Genomic DNA, 18,759 nt, shown 5'->3' on the forward strand with positions numbered 1-18,759 from the left:
GAATAGGTGATAGGCCTTAGGCCATAGGCACTAGCGGGGAGTGTGACGGAAAATCAAAAGAAACCTCTCCCTTCTCACATACTCCGCTCTCGCGGACTTCCGTTCAAAGGGGGAAATTAGTGACGAATAGGAACACGAGCTATAAGCTCGCGCTAGCGGGGAGATAAGTAGCTGATGTTGCTAGATTGCACAGATTGCAATATAAATATAACTGTAAATCAGTATTAATATTATATTGAATTAATGTTAAAATAGAAAAATATACAAAATATGAAGCATTTCAAACAGATAAACAGAACATTTTTTGTGCTTCTTATTGCATTCTGCGCGTCGTGCAGTTGCAGTAAGGACAGTAAGAAAGGCGGTAATACGCCTACTCCTAAACCACCTGTTGAAAAGAATCGTCCGATGGAATTTGCTTCCGACGATGCTTTCTTGGATTATATTCAGCGTTCGCACCTCAACTATATGTGGGAGGGTGCAGAACCTAATTCGGGTTTAGCCCCTGAGCGCAATCATATGGACGTGCCTTCCGATGATGCTCATATCGTCACTACGGGAGGTTCGGGCTTTGGGATTGCAGGGCTATTGGTGGGTGTAGAACGCGGTTTTATCCCTCGTGTACAAGCGGTAGAACGCTTTGTTAAGATAGTAACTTTCTTGGAGAAAGCCGACCGCTATCACGGGGTATGGTCGCACTGGATTGACGGGCGTACGGGTAAAACCAAACCTTTCGGACAAAAAGACAATGGGGGAGATCTCGTGGAAAGTGCCTTCTTGATACAGGGCTTGCTCTGTGTGCGTCAGTATTTCAAAGACGGCAACGATACCGAAAAAGCCTTAGCTTCTCGCATTGATAAACTGTGGCGCGAAATGGAATGGGATTGGTACTTAAACGGACAAGATGTGCTCTATTGGCATTGGAGTCCTGATTATGCTTGGCAGATGAATTTTCCTCTGAAAGGTTATAACGAGTGCCTGATTACCTATATTTTGGCAGCTTCTTCGCCAACCCACACCATTCCTGCTTCGGCTTATCACAACGGTTGGGCACGCGGAGGAGCTATTAAAAGCACTCAGGTGACTTACAATTTGCCATTGATTCTCAAACACAACGGCGCAGAACAATACGGAGGTCCGCTATTTTGGGCGCATTATTCGTACATAGGGTTGAACCCCAAAGGGCTCAGTGATGATTATGCCAATTACTGGGATTTGAATCGCAATCACACCCTTATTAACTACAAATATTGCCTAGAAAACCCGAAAGGTTATAAAGGTTATGGGGCGAACTGCTGGGGACTTACCGCCAGTTATTCAGTAAAAGGGTACTCAGCCCACAGCCCTAGTAACGATTTAGGGGTGATAGCACCTACTGCTGCCCTTTCCAGCTTTCCTTATACGCCCCAAGAATCAATGGCTGCGCTCAAGCATTTCTATTACGATTTAGGAGATGTGATATGGGGTAAATACGGCTTTTACGACGCTTTCAGCCAGCAAGCGGTATGGTATCCTAAGCGTTATTTGGCTATCGACCAGCTCACTATTGCCCCGATGATAGAAAACCACCGCACGGGTCTCATTTGGAAACTGTTTATGAGTTGCCCCGAAGTACAGCAGGGATTAAAGAAACTGAATTTTAAGGTACAGTAAAAGATAAAAGGTAAAGCCCAGCATTATCTTATATCTAACCTAACCAGAAGTTTATTACTAACAGTGTTTTGAAAATTGGGTTTTAACAAAGGGCGATGTGTGAACATCGCCCTTTGTTTGATTAATGACTAAAAATAAAGAACAACAATTTTAATACAATAATACCAAAAATGCCAATAATACCAAATCAGAGGCGAATGATGAGGGAGAAATAAGCGAAAAGAGACTTTCATTGAAAATAGAGGATGTTTTTTGGAATATTCAAAATAAAATAGTTATCTTTGCCAGCAACTAAACTTTAATACCTTATGCGTATGCGTGTTTTTCTGTGTGTTTTGATGGGGTGGTTTGTAGGGACGATACACGCTCAGTTATTGCCACCTATCTATAACTACGCTCCTTCGGTATACTCGGGTGAGAGTCAGAATTGGAAAATATGTCAAGCGATAAATCAAAAGATATATTTTGCTAACAATATAGGTCTATTGGAGTTCAATGGGGTGGTATGGCAACATTACCCCTTGCCCAATGGGGCGATAGTGCGCGCCGTAAACGCCAAAGGTAACACTATCTATACGGGTGGTTTTGCTGAATTTGGTTATTGGCAAGCAGATGCTTTCAACCGTTTGCAATACACTTCACTAAGTAAACGCTTGCCGCCTAAGGATATAGAAGATGAAGAGGTATGGAAAATTGTTTTTTTTGACCATTGGGTGCTCTTCCAGTCGTTGCACAAACTTTATATTTACGACTCTCAGCACGACCGCTTTCACATTGTGCATTCGCAAAACAACTTACCCAAAATCTTCAAAGTGGGCGAGCATATCTTCTTTCAAAAGATGAATGAGGGGCTTTTTGCTCTTGTGAATGGTAAAGAAGAGTTGCGTTCGGAAGCGTCTCTTTTCCGCGAGCATATTGTTATTAATATCTTCCCATATAAAGGTAAGTTTCTATTTATTACCCAAGACAAAGGCATTTACGAAGGAACACCTGCTGAGGTGAGACCTTGGCAAGTGAGTACTGAGGCGCTTACTTCTTCTTTAAATATCTACAGTTGCGAACAACTCTCTGACGGTTCTATCTTGCTGGGGACGATTGCCAATGGTGTATACCGATTATCGCCAGAAGGACAACTGTGGGAGCACCTTCATCAGAAGCAAGGCTTGCAAAACAACACGGTGCTTTCTATCTTCGAGGACAAAGAACACAATGTGTGGTTAGGCTTAGACAATGGCATTAGTATGGTGAATTTCTTTTCGCCTTTCCGCCAGTATAAAGATAACGAAGGAGTGTTAGGAGCTGTTTATACCTCTATTGTTTACCAAGGTGATTTGTATTTGGGTACCAATCAGGGGCTTTTTTATGCGCCTTTTCCTTTGAAAGCGGGTCAGCCATTTCAGTTGGTTGAAGGTACTAAAGGGCAAGTGTGGCAACTGAAAGAACTACAAGGCACTTTGTTTTGTGGGCACAATTCAGGTACGTTTGTGATAAACAACCATCGTGCACAGTTGGTGTGTAATCTTTTGGGTACTTGGGATATTAAACCTGTGGAAGGACACCCTAATTGGCTCTTGCAAGGCAATTATGAAGGTTTATATCTTTTGGAACTGAAAGAAGGGCGTTGGCAATACCGCAATAAGATAACAGGATTCAACGTATCGAGTAGGTTTTTTGAGTTTATTTCGCCTACTGAACTATTGGTAAGCCACGAGTACAAAGGCGTGTTCCGGTTGCAACTCTCCCTTGATTTTACCAGAGTACTCCAAGTGCACAAAGAGGCTTCTGCTCCAATGGGGCGCAAGTCGGCGATTGCTAAATACCGCAATGAGATTTGGTATTTCACCGAAAAAGGCTTGTTTAAATATGATATTACCGCACGTAAGTTTGTGCAGGATGAAAGCCTTACCCATCGGCTATTCGACCAAGATGCCTACTTATCGGGCACTATGTTACGGGGTAAAGAGGACGGATTGTGGTTTTTTACCCAATACAATATAGTGAAGGTGAGTCAGGGTAAGTTAGACAAGGCACTTCAGCTGAAAAAGATGCCTCTCTCGGCTACTTTTCGCAAGGATTTGGTAGGTTTTGAGAACCTCAATGAGTACCGAGAAGGTGATTGCCTTTTAGGTACGAGCACCGGCTTTATGGATTTTGTGTTTAATCCGTCGCACCATACCGCTTATGAGGTGCATATAGACCATATAGATAAAAGCAAAGTAGAAGGCGTATGGCAACCTATTGCTCTTAATAGTACTGATAACCGCTGGGCACATAACCAGAATAACCTTCGTTTTAGCTATAGTGTACCTGCCTATAATGTGATGTTTCAAACCGTATATCAATATAAATTGGAAGGACTTTACGAGCATTGGAGCGACTGGAGCAAGGAGGCAAGTGTGCAGTTTGATAATCTGCCTGCGGGTGATTATACCTTTTTGGTAAGAGCCAGAGTGGGAAATGCTGTTTCGACCAATACGGCTACTTTTCACTTTGTAATAGAAAAACCTTGGTATGCCACTAATGTGATGATAGCTACCTATATAGGACTCTTACTGCTTTTGCTTTTTATAATTCACCGAGTGTATAGAGTTCATTACAAGCGTCATAAGAAGAAGGTAGAACAAGAAAAAGAGAAAGAACTCGCCCTATTGCAATTGGAAAATGACCGCACGGTAATGAAACTCCAAAACGATAAGCTCCATAGTGAAGTGGAGAGCAAGAACCGCGAGTTGGCGGTGACTACGATGAACATCGTACGCAAGAATGAACTGCTGATGAGCATCAAAGAGGCTCTTTTGAATAGTGGTAATAGCAAACAGGTATTACATATTGTGGAAGATAATATTAACAGCGAAGGCGATTGGGAGCATTTTCAAGAAATCTTTAATCAAACTGACCGTGACTTCCTTAATCGGCTTAAATCACTTCACCCCGACCTTACTCCTAATGACATTAAACTGTGTATTTACCTGCGTTTGAACCTTTCGAGTAAAGAAATTGCTCCACTACTGAACATCTCTACCCAAAGTATAGAGATAAAGCGCTACCGCTTGCGCAAAAAGATGCGTTTAGAGCGCAACCAGAACCTTACTGACTATATTCTAAAGCTCTAAATTAATGATTAATGGTTAATGATTAATGGTTAATGATTAATAGTGCGAGCCACACAGGCAGATGTGAGTTGTACGAGCGAGTAGAAAACATAAATTGATTTTCTTAAAAAAATATATACATTACCTATACAACACCTCTTTTTAAGAGGTGTTTTTTATTTGTTGTTACCTTTACATCGATTTTTTGCATATAATTTTAAATGTAAGATTTACAAAGGTTTGTTTTGTAATTCTCGTTAATAGCAACTATACATTTACATTAAAAATACTCCTTGTATATTTTTTGTATAGGTAAAATATTTTGTGTGTTGAATAATTGCGTTTATCTTTGTTGCGTGATTGAAAGAGAAATAAAAGAAAGAGAAAGTAATACCGAGTTAATACCAATAATGCCAATAATACTGATTGAAAAGTATAAATTTAGAGAGAGTAGCAAAAAGCAACTGAAAAAGGTGATTTGTTGTTTTGAAATTAAGACTGTAATTTATCCTTTTTGAGATAAAACTTATCAAAAGTTACCACGGGGAATGGAAGAACGAAAGCGCACGAAAATTATTCTTAACTTTATCCCAAAAAAGAGAGGGATTTTTACTAGATGAATGATGGACTTAGCTTATAGAGAGCTTATAGGAAGCTTATACGAATCTTGGACGATTGGAATAGAAAGGGTATATAAATAGTTGATTAATAATACAATACAACAATACCAGTAATATCAGTAATAGGTCGTGAAGCGAAAGTAAAGAAAAGAAAAGAGCAAGTTAGAGACAGTTTAAACCTAATATAATACATTAACATACCATTTAAAAAGAGCAATTCAGATGAAAGTATTTATTTTACCAATGTTGCTATTTTTATGTACGAGTTTGGCAGTGGCACAAACTTATAACATAAAAGGAAATGTGAAAGAAGCTCCTAACAGTCCGATGATGGGGGTTTCGGTGGTTGTAAAAGGCACTACCCACGGCGTCTCTACCGATTTCGAGGGGAATTTTGCCTTAGACAATGTAAAGAAAGGTCAGGTTCTGGTGTTTTCGTATGTGGGTTACATCACTCAAGAAATCACTGTGAACAATGGCAATGCGCTGAACGTTACCTTGAAAGAAGATACCCAAACCCTCGGTGAAGTGGTAGTTATCGGGTATGGAACTCAAAAGGTAAAGGACGTAACAGGTTCGGTATCAGTAGTAGATGCTAAAACCATTACCGAACTAAAGCCTGTGGATGCGGCTACTGCCCTGCAAGGTACTACCTCAGGGGTGAGCGTAAACAAAGCTTCGGGCTCACCTGGAGGGAAGATAAACATTCTCATTCGCGGAGTGAGTTCTAACGGTAGCAACGAACCTTTGGTAATTATCGACGGTTACGAAGGGGCACTGAACAGTATCAACCCCGAGGATATTGAGAGTCTTACCGTACTGAAAGACGCTCAAGCGGCTATCTACGGTATTAAAGGGGCGAATGGGGTAGTACTCGTAACTACTAAAGGTGGACGCAAAAACACACCTTTGGAAGTGAAAATTAGCTCTTATACCGGTATTCAGCAAACTACCAAAAAGTTGGATTATATGAACGCTACCGAGTATGCTGCCTTACTCAACGAGAGTTATGCTGCCAACGGACAGGCGTTGCCTTTTGGCAATTTGGCTTCTTTAAGCAAAGGCATTGATTGGCAAGACGAGGTGTTTAAGAATTCTGTTATTTCAGATATGACAGCCAGTATCTCAGGAGGAGGTGAGAAATTTAGTTATTACTTAGGGGCATCACATCTTACCCAAGACGGTATTGTAGCCCCCGAAAAATCCAACTTTAAACGCAACAACGTGAAAGTGAGTTTGGGTGCTGATATTTCACCAAAACTTAAGATGAACTTCACTGCTAATTATTACAACAACAAGCGTAAAACCATTGAGGAAAACGGCTTGGGAGCAGTGCTTTTCAACGCTTTGAACTTCTCGCCTACTTACGGTTTGCACGATGAGGATTTAACGGGCTTTTTGGGCAATGAGGTGATTAACCCTTTGGCACAAATAGACAATACCTATAATCAGTACGATGGCAATGGATTGGAGGGGAATTTCCAGTTGAGCTATAATCTTATAGAAGGCTTAGACCTCACTTCGCGTATCGGGTTTAAGACTTATAGTGATGAGAAGAAAGATTTTCAACCTCTGAGCTTCTTTGGTACGGGCAAAATCTTCAACCGTAGCCGCAGTACGGTAACTCAGGAAAAGAATGAAACACACGCTTATACGTGGGAGACTTTTGCTACTTATAACAAAACTTTCTGGAAAAATCACAACACTTCACTCACTGTGGGTACTAGTGCGCAACGCAACTGGGGCAGTGGACTCAGTGCTACGGGTTACGATGTGCCTAATAACTCTTGGGACTTTGCCGATATAGGTCTCACCACAGGTACGAACAATAGCAAAACTGATAACTCGTATACGAACGATTCGCGTCTTACCTCTTTCTTTGGTCGTTTGCAATACGATTATAAGAGCAAATACTTGCTATCGGCGATGCTTAGGCGTGATGCTTCTTCAGACTTCCCGAAAGATAACCGTGCCGACTTGTTTTCATCAGTAACAGCAGGTTGGAAAGTATCCGACGAAAGTTTCCTAAAAGATAGCAAATGGATAGACTTCCTCAAATTGCGCGGTAGTTACGGTACACTCGGTAACAATGCCGGTAAAAACCTTTATAAGGCAATTTTGAACGGGGAGGCTGTGTACGTGTTTAACGGAAAAATAGTGCGCGGAAAAGCTGTAGGCAAATTGCCAAACCCAAGTGCCAAATGGGAAGTAGCCGAAAAGTTAGATGTCGGTTTTGACTTCAATACACTTGGCAACCGCTTGTCGTTAGTATTCGATTATTTTATAGAAAACCGCAACGATTTGCTCATCTCTAATTTCCCTGTCTCAGGTATTATAGGAACGGCTGCACCAGGGGCTTCAAACCCTACTGTGAACGCTGGTAATACTCAAAATAAAGGCTTTGAGGTGGCGTTAGGTTATAAAAGTGATGTAACCAAACCTTTTTCTTGGGGCTTTAACTATAACATTACTCGTTTGGACGGCAAAGTGGTCTCAATCAATGGCGATGTGATTCCAGAAGGAGGAGCGTTCAGCGTTGGTCAGTTAGCACCTGCACGTATGGAAGTAGGGCAACCTATGGGTTACTTCTATGGTTTGCAAGCCGATGGTATCTTCCAAAACCAAGCTGAGGTAGATGCGCACCCTTCACAACTTGCCTTAGGGGCTCCTGCCAAACCTGGCGATATCAGGTATAAAGATGTGAATGGCGACGGAGTAATCGATTTTAAAGACCGTACTTATTTGGGTAAACCTACCGCCACTTACTATATGGGCTTGAACCTCAATGCTAAGTATAAAAACTTTGATTTCTCGACCTATATGTATGCTGAGCTCGACAAAGAGATGGTGCGCAACTACGAGCGTTCACAACCTAACGTAAACCGCCATCGTTCCTATCTTGACCGTTGGCGTGGTGAGGGCACCAGCAATAGCGTGCCTCGTGTAACCACAGGCGCAACTACCAATAATTTATTCTCAAGTTTCTTTGTAGAAGACGCCTCATTCTTGCGCGTTCAGAATATACAGTTGGGCTATTCGATTCCTGCATCAGTATTGGAGAGTGTGAAGATGAAAAGCTTCCGCGTGTACTTTTCAGTAAACAACGCCTTTACGTTTACTAAGTACAAAGGTTATGACCCTTCAGCTACCTCTGGTGATGCCATTGGTGGAGGTATTGATTACGGCTTCTATCCACAAGCTCGTCAGTTTATCTTAGGATTTAATACATCATTCTAAAACCCATACAAACAAATGAAAACGATATATAACATACAGAAATGGACAATAGGGCTTATGCTTTTTGTCTTTGCCTTTGCTTGTTCCGACGATTTTCTCGACAAGACTAAACAGTACGAAATCAATTCGGAGACCTATTTCAATTCAAAGGAAGACTACCAAAATGCGCTGATTGCAGCTTACAATTTGTTACATTCTACGTATATAAATGTGCTTATGGGCGAAATTGCCTCCGATAATACCCTTTGCGGAGGTGAAAGTGCTTCCGATGTACCTGGTTTTCAACAAATAGACCAGATGATTCACACGCCTATCAACAGCCAACTCAAAAACTTGTGGGACTGGATGTTTGCCGGTGTAAACCGCTCGGCTTATATCTTGGAATTCCAAGACAAAACAGCCTTTGAGGGCAAAGAAGTGATTATTGCCGAAGCGCATTTCCTTCACGCTTATTACAATTTTGAGCTCGTGAAATGGTTTGGGGCAATTCCACTCAAAGAAAACAAACGATTTGAGCGTGGCGACGAACAAAAAATACCCCGTTCCCCTGTGAGTGAGGTATATGCTTCTATTGAGAAAGACCTTTTGGCAGCCATTCCTCACTTGCCTACAACACCACCCGACGGACAAGTAGGACGTGCTACTAAAGGCGCCGCTCAAGCACTACTCGGCAAGGTGTATTTATACCAAAACAAATTTGCCGAAGCAGCTCAAGTATTAGAAACCGTGATACACAGCAATACCTATTCACTTGTAACTGACTATGCTTCTATCTTCGAAAAAGAAGGTGAAAACGCGGCTGAATCGGTATTCGAGATACAATACACCGATGCTGAAGGTGCTAGTTTTGACTGTTTGCAATGTAGCAAAGGAAATGTAGCGGTAGGGTTTAACAGTATCCGTAACTATAACGGCCCTGTGTTCGATTCTGGCTATAGTTTTAACGTACCTGTACAAGAGGCAGTCGATGCTTTTGAAGCAGGCGACCTCCGCAAAGATGTTGCTATCTTGGATATCGTCGCGTGGGCAGCAGCGAACAACGCTACTTATGCCGAAGGTTACAAACATACAGGCTATTTCAATAGAAAATATATTGCTCGCAAAGGTGACCTCAATAGCCCCGACCAAAACCTTACCAACCCTAATAACTATCGTGCTATTCGCTATGCCGATGTGCTTTTAATGGCTGCCGAAGCGCTCAACCGTGGTAATATCAGCGATGAACGCGCTCGCGATTACCTCAACCAAGTGCGCAAACGTGCCTTTGGTAATGAAAATCACAATATTACGGTATCAGGCTCTGCTCTTACCGAAGCGATATGGAAAGAACGCCGTGTAGAGTTCTTAGGCGAAGGCTTGCGCTTTTTCGACTTAGTCCGCACCGGAAAAGGCACCGAAATACAAGGTTTTACTGCCAACAAAAACGAAGTTTTCCCCATACCCTACGAAGAAATACGCTTTGCTAATGGCAATTGGCAACAAAACCAAGGATACTAATTACCTCTTATCTAAATTAAAATGAAAACACTCAAAAACCTCATAGCACTACTGTTTCTCATTGGAATAGTGGCCTGCGAAAAAGATAAGGACGATCTCAGTTTCGTCCAAAATGCCACGGCTCCTACCGATGTCTCAGCGAAATTTCAAGTGAGCACCGATAACTCAGGGGCTGTAACCATCACGCCAGTAGCTACGGGAGTAGCCTCCTACAAGGTCTATTTTGGCGATAGCACTGCAACTCCCACTACAGTGAAAGCAGGTGGTTCGGTAACACACACTTATGCTGAAGGTAGTTACCAAGTGAAAATAGTAGCTGTGAACATCGCTGGCAAGGAAGCCGAAGCGACTTTGTCTTTAGAGGTGTCGTTCCGCGCCCCTGAGAATGTAGAAGTAACTGTCGCTAACGACCAAGCGGTTTCTAAGAAAGTGAATGTAACGGCTAAAGCTAACTTTGCGATTACTTACGATGTGTATTTCGGTGAAAGTGCCGACGAAAAACCGGTCTCTGGCAATATAGGAGAGGAAGTTTCACACATTTATAAGCAAGTAGGTACTTACACCCTTACCATAGAAGTGAAAGGTGCGGGCAAACAAACTACTAAAGTACAAAAAACGGTACGAGTAATTGCCTTGCAACAGCCTACTACTGTGGCTCCTCAACCTCCAATCCGCAAAGCACAAGAGGTCGTTTCGCTTTTCAGCGGACGATATACCAATGTGGCAGGTACCGATTTCAACCCTAATTGGGGTCAAGCCACTGCCTACAACCTCTTTAAGTTGGGCACCGATGAAATCTTGCAATACGCTCACCTCAATTATCAAGGTATCCAATTCGCTCGAGAAATCGACCTATCGGCGATGGAGTTCTTACATTTAGACGTTTGGACTGCCGATGCTACAGCTTTAGATATCTATTTGATTAGCAAAAGCACAGGCGCTGATGGTGAGAAGTTTATCAAAAAGGCCCTTACTGCCGATAAGTGGACAAGCATCGATATTCCGCTAAGCGACTACACCAAACAAGGATTTGTAATCACCGATGTACACCAAATAAAATTGGTAGGACAAGGCACGGTATTTATCGACAACTTGTATTTCTACAAAAAATCGAATACTGTGATAATCGAAAACTTTGAGGGTACAGCACCCAAATTTACTACCTTTGGCAATATGGCAAATGTAGAAGTAGTAGCCAACCCTAATACTACAGGCAATACATCTACCAAAGTAGCCAAAATGGTGCGCACCAAAGGTTGTGAAACGTGGGCAGGCGCGTTTTTTACTTCCGAAAGTTTGGATATGAAAAGTCACAAGGTATTGAAGCTAAAAGCTTTTTCTCCTAAGACAGGTATTACTGTAAAAGTGAAATTAGAGGGAGCTACTAGCGATGAAGCAAAAGAAGTAGATGCTCGCATCACCAAAAAGAACACTTGGGAAGAACTTTCGTTTGATTTTACTGGCATTGATACCAGCGCAACCTACACCAAAGTAGTTGTTTTCTTCGACTTTGGTGAAAAAGGCGATGATACCACTTATTACTACGATGAAATAACACTGAATTAATTACCCGTGCGGTTCGCACTAAATTGACAAATTAAAATGAAAACCTTAAATCTTTTAACTTTATTAGTAGCTTTTGTCTTTATAAGTTGTAAAGATAAGCACGAGTTTGGAGACCTTACACCTCCTTCTAATGTAAATGCCTCGTTCAGTATCGTGGGGGCTGATAACACTCATCCTCACGGCGACGGCACGGGCTTGGTGAACTTTATAGTAACCGCCCAAAACGCCATTTCTTACCGTGTCGATTTCGGCGACGGCAAGACCGAAATGGCTCCCTCTGGTAAAATCCAACACCGCTATACCAAAGTAGGTACCAACAAATTCACAGCGGTAGTAAGTGCTGTAGGTGCAGGAGGCTCTATGAGTTCTGTGTCTTTAGAATTGGAAGTATATAGTTCCTTCTCCGATGCTGAAGCTGAAAATATGCTTGCTGGTAAGAATGTAGGCGATACTAAAACTTGGTATTGGGCTGCCAATGTAGCGGGATATGCAGGCTTAGGACCTCAAGAAAGTGGCGATAATGGCGAATATGGCTACCCCGCTTGGTGGCAAGCAACACCATTCGACGCTACTCGTACTTGTATGTTCGAGAACTCCTTTATCTTTACCCGTACAGCTAATGGTATTACCTATCAGCAAACTGCTAATCACGTGTTTGTGCCAGGAGCCTATGCTAGCGTGTTAGGCGTTGTTAAAGACCAATGCTACGGTACCGATATAGTACCTACTCTTGCAGGTGTAAAACAAGTGTCCTTTGTGCCTTCTACTTCCAAAGCCGCTACCCAAGGCAAGTACGACAACAAAGCCTACCGCGGTACAGCTATCGAGCTCTCCAATGGTGGTATGCTCGGCTGGTGGGTAGGCGCAAGTACTTATGACATCATCAGCCTTACCGATACACAACTTGTCGTGCGCGTGATGCAACCTAATAGTCAGTTTGCTTGGTATCACATTTTCACTACTACCAAACCTTCCGAAAATAGCTTTACGAACCTTGTGTGGTCTGATGAGTTCAATAAAGCGGGTACCCCCGATGCGACCAAATGGACGTATGATTTAGGCAAAGGTAGCAACGGTTGGGGTAACAACGAGTTGCAAACCTATACCAAAGACCCCGAAAATGTGAAAGTTGAAAACGGTGTGCTCAAAATTACTGCCAAAGCCGATGGCAGTGGAGGGTATACTTCTGCACGACTCAAAACTGAAGGTTTGTATGGTTTCAAATATGGTAAGGTGGAAATCAAAGCCAAATTACCTGCTGCCAAAGGTACCTGGCCTGCAATGTGGTTCTTGGGCAATAACTTCGCTACCGACGGCTGGCCTAAATGTGGCGAAATAGATATGCTCGAACAAAAAGGTAATAAAAAGACCCATATACTCGGCGCTTGCCATTGGTACAACACCGATAACAACCATCAGGGCGATTACGACAAAGAAACTGAATTTGCAAACACTTCTGCAGATTTTCATATCTATACGATGACGTGGACAGAAAAAAAGATTATCTTTGCAGTCGATAATAAGAACTATTTCGAAATGGACAACAACGCTAAATTGCCATTCAACCAAAAATTCTTCCTTATCCTAAACGTCGCGATGGGAGGAACATTGGGAGGTCAAGTAGCTAATAATTTCACCGAAGATAGCCTTGAAATCGATTATGTAAGAATTTATCAGTAAATTAATTATTATGAAGAAAATAACGTATTGTATCGCTATGGCATTAGCTGTAGTAGCTTGTAACAATTCGTCAAAAACCGACGATAAAACCCCTGTGAAATGGGAGTCCTTCAGTGGCGATAAAAATATCGAACGCAAAGTAGATTCTTTGTTAGCACTGATGACCTTAGAAGAAAAAATAGGACAACTCACTCAGTTTGCTGCCGATTGGGATGTTACAGGTCCCGTAATGTCCGATGACTTTCAACCTTATCTCGAAAAAGGTCTCGTGGGCAGTGTATTTAACGCTGTTACCGTGCCTGGAGTGCGCAAATTGCAGGATATTGCTGTCAAAAAAACTCGCTTGGGTATCCCTATTCTCTTTGGTTACGACGTGATTCACGGTTATAAAACCATATTCCCTATGTCGCTTGCCGAAGCCTGCTCTTGGGATTTAGACCTAATGCGCCAAACCGCTGCTATTGCTGCCGAAGAAGCTGCTGCTGATGGCATCAAATGGACGTTCGCCCCTATGGTCGACCTCGCTCGCGACCCACGCTGGGGGCGTGTGATGGAAGGCGCTGGCGAAGACCCTTTCTTGGGAAGTGAAATCGCCAAAGCTCGCGTACAAGGTTTTCAAGGGGGAACCGACTGGCATTCGCTTAGCAAAACCAATACTGTCTTAGCGTGTGTAAAACACTTTGCTGCCTATGGCGCTGCCGAAGCAGGGCGCGACTACAATACTGCCGAGCTCTCTCAGCACACCCTTTGGAATGCCTATCTACCACCTTATAAAGCAGCAATTGATGCAGGAGTGGGCACCGTAATGGCTTCCTTCAACGAAGTGAACGGTATCCCTGCAACTGCCAATCGCTACCTAATGACCGATATCCTTCGCAAGCAATGGGGCTTTAAAGGCTTTGTAGTAACCGATTATACCGGTATCAACGAACTGGTTCCTCACGGTGTTGCGGTTGATAATAAGCACGCTGCCGAGCTAGCAATCAATGCTGGTATTGATATGGATATGACAGGCGCTAACTTTATCAAGCACCTCAAAAAATCAGTCGAAGAGGGTAAGGTAAAAGAAGAGACTATCAACACCGCTGTACGCCGTATCTTGGAAATGAAATTCGTATTAGGCTTGTTTGACGACCCTTATAAGTTCCTCGATGAGAACCGCGCCAAAACAACTCTTATGAAACCGGAGTTCTTGCAAGTAGCCCGCACTGCGGTTGCTAAATCGGTGGTATTGCTCAAAAACAACGCCGAGGTATTGCCTATCACTCCCGATATGCCGAAAAAGGTAGCCCTTATAGGCCCTATGGTAAAAGATTCTATTAACCAAAATGGCGAATGGCAAGGTCGCGGTGATCGTACACTCAGTGCTTCTCTTTTTAAAGGATTACAAGAAGTGTATAAAGATAGTAAGGTGCAGTTCAGCTATGCCAAAGGTTGTACTCTTACTGCCACTACTTCTGCCGATATAGCCAAAGCAGTAGCTACAGCACGTACCGCTGATGTAGCAGTGGTAGCCTTAGGTGAAGATTATAACTGGTCTGGTGAATCCGCTTGCCTTACCGATATACGTCTGCGCGCTCCTCAACGTGAATTGCTCCGTGCCCTCAAACAAACAGGCAAACCTATAGTATTATTGGTGTATAGCGGTCGTCCGCTCGACCTTAGTGAAGAAAGTGAATTAGCCGATGCTATTTTGCAAGTGTGGTTCCCTGGTACCCAGTCAGGTTATGGCATCGCCGATGTATTATCAGGTAAGTACAACCCTTCAGGGCGTTTGGTGATGAGTTTTCCTCGTAATGTTGGACAAGTGCCTATCTATTACAATCACAAGAACACCGGTCGCCCCGTTGATCCTAATAACCCAACAGTTGATTACCGTTCTAAATATGAGGATGCGCCTGTCACACCTCTCTATCCTTTTGGTTACGGATTGAGCTACACCACCTTTAATATTAGTAATGTACAGCTCAGCAGTGCCACACTCAGTAAAGGAGGTAAACTCACCGTTACAGCCCAAGTAGCCAATACCGGCAAACGCGATGGTGAAATAGTAGTGCAATTGTATATTCGCGATTTGGTAGGTAGTGTAACCCGTCCAGTGAAAGAGCTCAAAGGCTTCCAAAAAGTCGCACTCAAAGCCGGCGAAAGCAAACAAGTGCAGTTTGAAATCACCGAAGACCTCTTAGCCTTCTACAACGCCGATTTGAAAAAAGTAACCGAACTAGGCGCTTTCAAACTCTGGGTAGCCCAACACTCCGCCGATAACAGCAACGAAAAAGATTTTGAGCTAAAGTAGATTTTTTCCTTTCATTACACGCAAAAAGGATTGCTCTTCTAGGGCAATCCTTTTTTTGTTTTAGCGTATGATATCTTATTCGCTAATCTTAGCCCACGTATCTTTTAAGCCGACGGTTTTGTTGAACACCAATTTTTCGGGGGTAGTATCGGGGTCTACACTGAAATATCCCAGACGTTGGAACTGTACCGTGTCGCCTGCTTGGGCGGTCTTGAGGCTTGGCTCTACATAGGCAGTTACTATTTTTAGAGAATTGGGGTTGATGTAGTTTAAGAAGCTATCCTCTTGGCGGTCGGGTTCAGCAACGGTAAAGAGGCGGTCGTAGAGGCGTGCTTCGGCTTCTACTGCGTGAGCTACTGATACCCAATGCAATGTACCTTTTACCTTGCGCATACTGGCTTCAGTACCACTACCACTGCGACTTTCGGGGTCGTAAGTACAATGTATTTTAGTAATATTCCCTTGAGCATCTTTCACTACGCTTTCAGCTTTGATGATATAAGCATTTTTGAGGCGTACTTCACCTCCTAATTTCAATCGGAAATATTTTTTGTTGGCTTCTTCGCGGAAGTCGTCACGCTCGATATACAATTCACGACTGAAAGGCACCTTACGATAAGTCATAGGAGTTATCTCGGGATTATTTTCGGCGTCAAGCCATTCTTCTTGTCCCTCGGGATAGTTAGTAATCACCACCTTCACAGGGTCGAGCACTGCCATTACACGGTTAGCTTTTTTATTGAGGTCTTCGCGCACGCAGAACTCTAAAAGAGATACATCTATTAGGTTTTCGCGTTTGGCAATACCGATGGTATCGGCGAATTTGCGAATGGCTTCAGGAGTATAACCACGGCGACGTAAGCCTGAGATAGTAGGCATACGGGGGTCGTCCCATCCAGCAACATAGTTTTCGTTTACCAACTGCAACAGCTTACGTTTACTCACAATCGTATGACTCAAATTCCTCCGTGCAAATTCTCTCTGTTTGGGTCGCACACTCCCCCTTTGAAGGGGGGCAGGGGGGATGTTATCTCCCTCTCCTTTGGGGAGGGCTGGGGAGGAGATTACCTGGTCTAAAAACCAATCGTATAACTCTCTGTGTGGTAAGAATTCCAACGTACAAAGGGAGTGTGATATTTGTTCGAGGTAGTCGCTTTCGCCGTGTGCCCAGTCGTACATAGGGTAGATATGCCATTTGTCGCCTGTGCGGTGGTGTGAAGCGTTCATAATGCGGTAGATGATAGGGTCGCGCATTAGCATATTAGGCGATGCCATATCAATTTTGGCGCGGAGTACATACGTGCCGTTTTCGAATTCACCGTTTTTCATACGCTCAAAAAGGGCGAGGTTTTCCTCAGGAGAGGTATTGCGATAAGGGCTCTCGGTTCCTGCTACCGTTGGCGTGCCTTTTTGAGCGGCAATCTCTTCCGATGTTTGTTTATCTACATAGGCTTTCCCTTGTTTGATGAGCATTACTGCCCAGTCGTAAAGTTCTTGAAAATAGTCGGAAGCATAGCATTCTTTATCCCATTTGAATCCGAGCCACGCTACATCACGGCGAATCGCATCTACGTATTCTTGTTCTTCCTTAGAAGGGTTGGTATCGTCGAAACGCAAGTTTACAGGGGCGTTGTAGCGCAAGCCCAATCCGAAGTTAAGGCAGATAGAACTCGCGTGACCGAGGTGCAAGTAGCCATTCGGTTCTGGAGGGAAGCGAAAGCGTAAGGCGCTGGCGGGAAAGCCTTTCGCAAGGTCTTCCTCAATGATATTTTCTATAAAGTTATTAGAGCGTTGTTCTTTTAATTCTTCTGACATCTTTTTTAATGATTAATGATGAATGATAGATAGTTAATTCTTGTTTTCAAGGTGCAAAGATACAAATAATTTCCTAATTTACTAATTAACCAATTACTCTCATTCTTTTGGCGAAGGCAATAGCTTCCACACTATCAGCGTGTGTTTTCTCTTAGGATATTTTGCCTATAACGGTTTACTGTATGCACACTGATATTCAGCTTTTCGGAGATTTCTCTGCAAATATTTGTCATTTCCCTAAAAACACCTACCTTTGCCACCTCAGTAGCCACTAATCATTATAACTTATGCCTACTTACAACAAAATATTCGAAAACAATCGTCAATGGGTGAAACACCGCAAAGAGAGCGACCCTCATTTCTTCGAGAAACTCGCCGAAGACCAGAACCCCGACTATCTTTATATAGGTTGCTCCGATAGTCGTGTAGCTGCCGAAGAGTTAATGGGTGTAGGTCCTGGTAAGGTGTTTGTACACCGCAATATTGCCAATGTAGTAAACACCCTCGATATGAGCTCTACCGCTGTGATACAATATGCCGTAGAACACCTGCAAGTAAAGCATATTGTCGTATGTGGTCATTACGATTGCGGAGGGGTAAAGGCTGCTATGCAAGCCAAAGACTTTGGTTTGCTAAACCCTTGGTTACGTACCATTCGCGATGTATACCGCTTGCATCAAGCAGAACTCGATGCCATTACTGATGCCGACCAGCGTTACCGCCGTTTGGTAGAACTGAACGTAGAAGAACAGTGCTTCAATGTTACCAAAATGGCAGTTGTGCAAGAAAGTTATCTCAAACACCAATACCCTGCTGTTCACGGTTGGGTATTCGATATTCACACCGGCGAACTCATAGACCTTAACCTCGACTTCGAAGCCTTCCTTCATAAAATCCAAAAGATATACGACCTCACCGGACAAGAATGGTATAAACCCTACTAATTTCACTCAGTAGTCAAAAATCAAAAGACGTCATATATCAGTTCCAACTATCCTCTGACTATTTTACAACGAACTTATATTAAATACAATTTCTTTCAAAAGCTTTTTTATAAACACCTATTCTACCACGTCTATCTTTTTGCTTCCCTAAGTCTCTCCGACAGCACCCACCTTTTTAACCTATCTCATAAACCTTTTTCACCGCCTCACCTCGTCATTCGTCCCCCGTCATTACTTCCCTTTTCCGTCACACTCCCTTCTAGTGCCTGTGGCCTAAGGCCTAGTGTCTCTTCCTCTTTCTTTCGACTCGAAACCTCATTTTTACCATTTTTAGCCTTGTTGTATTATATTATGAATCA

General features: G+C 43.0%; 9 protein-coding genes and 1 pseudogene. 8 read left to right on the forward strand and 2 right to left on the reverse strand.

Going from position 1 to position 18,759, the window contains the following annotated elements:
* Positions 1-270: 270 nt before the first annotated feature.
* From HMPREF9072_RS10025 to bglX, 7 genes are all read left to right on the forward strand, one after another.
* Positions 271-1,653, forward strand: a complete 1,383-nt coding sequence (locus HMPREF9072_RS10025; protein WP_009411623.1) for a glucoamylase family protein — start codon at positions 271-273, stop codon at positions 1,651-1,653.
* Between the two features lie 308 nt (positions 1,654-1,961).
* The gene (locus HMPREF9072_RS10030; RefSeq protein ID WP_034566404.1) at positions 1,962-4,766 is read left to right on the forward strand and encodes a triple tyrosine motif-containing protein; all 2,805 of its coding nucleotides are present in this window, start codon (positions 1,962-1,964) and stop codon (positions 4,764-4,766) included.
* A gap of 821 nt (positions 4,767-5,587) precedes the next feature.
* Positions 5,588-8,602 carry a TonB-dependent receptor gene (locus tag HMPREF9072_RS10035; RefSeq protein WP_009411626.1) on the forward strand — a complete coding sequence of 1,005 codons (3,015 nt, stop codon included), beginning with the start codon at positions 5,588-5,590 and terminating at the stop codon, positions 8,600-8,602.
* A 15-nt stretch (positions 8,603-8,617) separates the two neighbouring features.
* On the forward strand, positions 8,618-10,099 hold the full coding sequence (locus tag HMPREF9072_RS10040; protein WP_009411627.1) for a RagB/SusD family nutrient uptake outer membrane protein: 1,482 nt from the start codon (positions 8,618-8,620) through the stop codon (positions 10,097-10,099).
* A gap of 21 nt (positions 10,100-10,120) precedes the next feature.
* Positions 10,121-11,665 (forward strand): PKD domain-containing protein, encoded by a 1,545-nt coding sequence (locus tag HMPREF9072_RS10045; protein ID WP_009411628.1) that lies wholly within the window; start codon positions 10,121-10,123, stop codon positions 11,663-11,665.
* A gap of 36 nt (positions 11,666-11,701) precedes the next feature.
* Positions 11,702-13,345, forward strand: a complete 1,644-nt coding sequence (locus HMPREF9072_RS10050) for a family 16 glycosylhydrolase (RefSeq protein ID WP_009411629.1) — start codon at positions 11,702-11,704, stop codon at positions 13,343-13,345.
* A 10-nt stretch (positions 13,346-13,355) separates the two neighbouring features.
* Complete coding sequence (gene bglX, locus HMPREF9072_RS10055) at positions 13,356-15,641, forward strand: beta-glucosidase BglX (RefSeq protein WP_009411630.1); 2,286 nt, start codon at positions 13,356-13,358, stop codon at positions 15,639-15,641.
* Between the two features lie 75 nt (positions 15,642-15,716).
* Here bglX and HMPREF9072_RS10060 read toward each other — a convergent pair whose 3' ends face one another.
* Entirely contained in the window at positions 15,717-17,456 is a 1,740-nt protein-coding gene (locus HMPREF9072_RS10060) for a glutamine--tRNA ligase/YqeY domain fusion protein (RefSeq protein WP_009411631.1), read from the reverse strand.
* A 134-nt stretch (positions 17,457-17,590) separates the two neighbouring features.
* A pseudogene (locus HMPREF9072_RS12670) lies at positions 17,591-17,716 on the reverse strand (LuxR family transcriptional regulator); the annotation flags it as partial.
* A gap of 27 nt (positions 17,717-17,743) precedes the next feature.
* Here HMPREF9072_RS12670 and HMPREF9072_RS10065 point away from each other — a divergent pair.
* Positions 17,744-18,400, forward strand: a complete 657-nt coding sequence (locus HMPREF9072_RS10065) for a carbonic anhydrase (protein WP_009411633.1) — start codon at positions 17,744-17,746, stop codon at positions 18,398-18,400.
* The last annotated feature ends 359 nt before the right edge of the window (positions 18,401-18,759 follow it).

Origin of the sequence: Capnocytophaga sp. oral taxon 324 str. F0483 (genome assembly GCF_000318315.2) — a bacterium.
In the GTDB taxonomy this organism is placed as follows: Bacteria; Bacteroidota; Bacteroidia; order Flavobacteriales; family Flavobacteriaceae; genus Capnocytophaga; species Capnocytophaga ochracea.